This is a genomic window from Candidatus Cryosericum odellii, assembly GCF_003570935.1.
In the GTDB taxonomy this organism is placed as follows: domain Bacteria; phylum Caldisericota; class Caldisericia; order Cryosericales; family Cryosericaceae; genus Cryosericum; species Cryosericum odellii.
On sequence record NZ_QXIU01000076.1, the window covers coordinates 1 to 3354 of the forward strand.

Below are 3354 nucleotides of genomic sequence, written 5' to 3' on the forward strand. Positions count from 1 at the left end.
AATGACTGCGAACAAACGGGCAATCCAGATCCTGTTGCCGTCGGGAACGACAGCATTCGTAGCAGCAGGCAGTGTCACTGTATCTAATTGAAATTCTGACTATACTCTGCTCAGTAAGAGGAGGTGGCGATTGAAAGAACTAGAAAATGGGGACTTGCTGCTGGACAACGGAATGACGATACCAGCGTGCAGGCGTACAAAGACTGAGGTTTACAGCCGTGTGGTTGGCTATCTGAGGCCTGTTTCCCAGTGGAACAANNCACGGCACAATGAACGTAATGGGTGAAACGCCGCTGGACATGGTCCTCCTGCAGGACTGTCAGCGGCGTTTTCATATTGTCACACGGGAAGTACCCATTGGTGAGAAAATAGAGAAATGAGACTGGCGCACTACGAACCACTATCGCTCACTGACTTCCCGGGCAGACTGGCCACAACCGTGTTCACGGTCGGCTGCAACTTCGCATGTCCATACTGCCACAACCCTGAGCTCGTCACCGTGAGGGAGGATACGCCGCAACTGACCGAAGAGACATTCTTCGCCTTTCTCAAACGCCGCAGGGGCAAACTCAACGGCGTCTGCATCACCGGGGGAGAACCGACGCTTCACGCCGACCTTGCCGGATTTGTCGAGCGCATCCGCGCTCTAGGCTATGCTGTCAAGCTGGATACCAACGGATCCAACCCCGAAGTGCTTGGACACCTCCTGGAAACAAACTCCCTGGACTACGTTGCCATGGATGTGAAAGCCCCTCCCTCTGGTTACAGTGAGATGACGGGTAGCCCGTATGCTCTCGTTCTTGCGGAGGCCTCAATACGACTTCTGGCCGAGTATAACACTGTCCATGAATATCGGACGACCGTCTTGCCTCTGCTGTTTGCCGAGATCGACATCGACAATATCATCTCCATGTTGCCCCCTGGATCGCGCTATGTCATCCAGAACTTCATCGCTACCAAGACCCTCGACCCGAACCTTGTCCATGCCAGAGGTTTTGCGTCCGGCGACCTCGAAGCCATTGCGGACCGCATGCGCCTACGCTACCCTCTCCTCCACATCAGCACGCGAAACGGCATCTAGGCTGAGCCGGCCCGTTGACTGCATCTACCCCAGTCACTCATATCTGCAGGCGCTGGCCTTTTAACAATACTCTCAGCAACTGATGTTCGTTTGGTCGCTGTGGACAACCTCCGCCCCGTGCTATACTAAATATTGTCGGGAGCACAATCCTGTCCCGGCACGAGGAGGAACGCGTGAAAACCACGAAATACATCACAAGAGCTGCTGTCATCCTGGCGCTTACCATCGCACTTCAGTTCGGCATCAGGATGATCATCCCATCGGTACCGCCGTTCAATATCGTCAATCTGTTTGTCGTCGGCAGTATCGTCAATCTTGGACTGCTCCTTGCAACCGAGACGACAGGGCTCTGGGCCGGAGTCGTCATTGCCCTTGCAGCGCCCGTCACCGCATGGCTCCAGCAACATCTTCCATCCCCGACCATGATCCCTGCCGTCATGGCGGGCAACCTCATCCTTGTCATCGTCTTCTGGCTTGTTACGCGCAAGGGCTCCAGACAGACGTGGATGCGCTGGCTCGGCCTTGTGGTCGGCGCTGCCGCAAAGATGGCATTCCTGTACTACGCCATTGGAGCGATCGTTGGCACACTGTCCGCTCTGCCGCCCGTTGCTGCCGCGTTCATCAGATTCTCATTCAGCTGGCCTCAGTTCGTGACCGCCATTATTGCAGGCTTCCTCTCGGTTATGATTGCCGGCCGTATCAAGCCACTGGCCTGATTCTGGAACTGCGCGCAAAACACGACACCCCGCGTACGCGGGGTGTCGTCATATACCTGCTGCTCAGCCCGGAACGGCTCTCTCAGATGCAGTCCGCCGAACGACCACCCGAGACAGCCTCATAGACCCGCTCGGATACCTCTGTCATGAGACGCTTGGCCTGTACTGCACGGTCAAATCCCGACGCAAACACGCACAGCGAGTACGTCGGCCCGTCCGCTACGCTCACGAGTTCCGCATCCAGCAGAGAACCGGGCATGCCGCCCGTCTTTCCCGCAAGGGCAGCACTCCCGGGAAGCGTCCAGGCAATCAGATCTTTCAGCTGGTTCATGCGCAGATAGCCAAGCATACGTTGGCTCGCCTCGTTCGAGACCAGACGATGCGCATAGAGTCGCGCCAGCATGTCGGCGATATCGGCAGCGGTCACGCTATTATCGATTCCACGAGCGAGCATCTCATGGTCCATCATCCGACGACGGATACTTGTCGCCTCATACCCAAGGTCGTGCAGGACATCGTTCAGACGCTCTATGCCGATCTCCTCGATAAGCTGGTTGCAGGCCATGTTGTCGGACACGCCCATCATCATGATGCACAGATCCTGGACCGACCACGGGCGAGACCTGTCCAGATACTCGAGAAGGCCAGTCCCATGAGGGGCAGCGACTGTCAGACGAATCGGCCGGTCCCACACCAGGTCACCCAGTTCCACCAGTTGCGCAACGCAAACCAGGACTGGAAGCTTGATGATCGACGCTGCTCCGAACGGGAGATTACTATTTTGAGAGAAGATGAGACAGCGGTCTTCTGCGCTCAAGAGCTCGGCGTGCACGGCGCATGGAAACGTGACCGTCGCAAGAACTCCTTGAAGCGCTTTCTGGACGGGAAGGTACCGGGCGTCCTGCTTCATTCAGTCTCAGGCTTCGGGCAGTCGCGGTACACGCGGTGAACCAGCTTTCCGACCGTAGAGAGAACCTCGTAGCTGATCGTCTGGGCGAGTGAACCCAGGTCGCCAGCAGTGATGCGCTGATTTCCGGCTTCGCCCATGAGCACAGCTTCGTCGCCCACCGTCACGCCCTGGACGTCCGACAGGTCGATCATGATCTGATCCATGGTCACCCGCCCTATGACCGGCGCCCGCTTGCCACGGATGAGCACCGAGGCCTTATTGGACAACATGCGGGAATACCCATCCCTGTAGCCGACCGGAAGGATTCCTACCGTCGTCGGTTTGTAGGTCAAATAGCTGCGCCCATAGCTGATTCCGTAGCCGGCGGGAACCTGTTTGAACGCAATCAGCCGCGACTTCATCGACATTGCCGGCCGCAATCCCACAATCGGCACGCCCTCGATGGGCGAACAACCATAGAGCAGTAACCCCGGACGGACTCCTTCGAAAGTCGCAGCCTTCATGGTCAGGATACCAGCCGAGTTACAGAAATGGGCAACAGGAGGGCGTATCCCCTCCACAGTCGACTGATGAAGGATTTTCTCGAACCTGCGCAGTTGCATGGAAGAGTAGGATTCGTCCGAATCCGCACAGGAAAAGTGCGAATA

General features: G+C 57.0%; 4 protein-coding genes and 1 pseudogene. 3 read left to right on the forward strand and 2 right to left on the reverse strand.

All coding sequences use genetic code 11. The features are described from left to right. Window positions 1–181 precede the first annotated feature (181 nt). The 3 genes and pseudogenes from nrdD to SMC5_RS03060 form a co-directional block, all read left to right on the forward strand. Window positions 182–286 (forward strand): annotated as a pseudogene (nrdD, locus tag SMC5_RS11605) (anaerobic ribonucleoside-triphosphate reductase); the annotation flags it as partial. Window positions 287–376: 90 nt separating this feature from the next. Beyond that, window positions 377–1081 carry an anaerobic ribonucleoside-triphosphate reductase activating protein gene (locus tag SMC5_RS03055; protein ID WP_119119538.1) on the forward strand — a complete coding sequence of 235 codons (705 nt, stop codon included), beginning with the start codon at window positions 377–379 and terminating at the stop codon, window positions 1079–1081. Between the two features lie 173 nt (window positions 1082–1254). Beyond that, the gene (locus tag SMC5_RS03060) at window positions 1255–1797 is read left to right on the forward strand and encodes a hypothetical protein (protein WP_119088017.1); all 543 of its coding nucleotides are present in this window, start codon (window positions 1255–1257) and stop codon (window positions 1795–1797) included. An 82-nt stretch (window positions 1798–1879) separates the two neighbouring features. Here the strand turns inward: SMC5_RS03060 and SMC5_RS03065 are convergent, their stop codons facing one another. Next, window positions 1880–2707 carry a serine hydrolase gene (locus SMC5_RS03065; RefSeq protein ID WP_119088016.1) on the reverse strand — a complete coding sequence of 276 codons (828 nt, stop codon included), beginning with the start codon at window positions 2705–2707 and terminating at the stop codon, window positions 1880–1882. Further along, window positions 2704–3354 (reverse strand): alanine racemase (gene alr / locus SMC5_RS03070; protein WP_119119539.1); only part of this gene is annotated, 651 nt, incomplete at its 5' end. The genes SMC5_RS03065 and alr, both read right to left, overlap by 4 nt.

Excerpts from the sequence above, each read along its gene's own strand:
- SMC5_RS03065 (WP_119088016.1), bottom strand. The coding sequence starts at position 2,707 with ATGAAGCAGGACGCCCGGTACCTTCCCGTCCAGAAAGCGCTTCAAGGA.
- SMC5_RS03055 (WP_119119538.1), top strand. The coding sequence starts at position 377 with ATGAGACTGGCGCACTACGAACCACTATCGCTCACTGACTTCCCGGGC.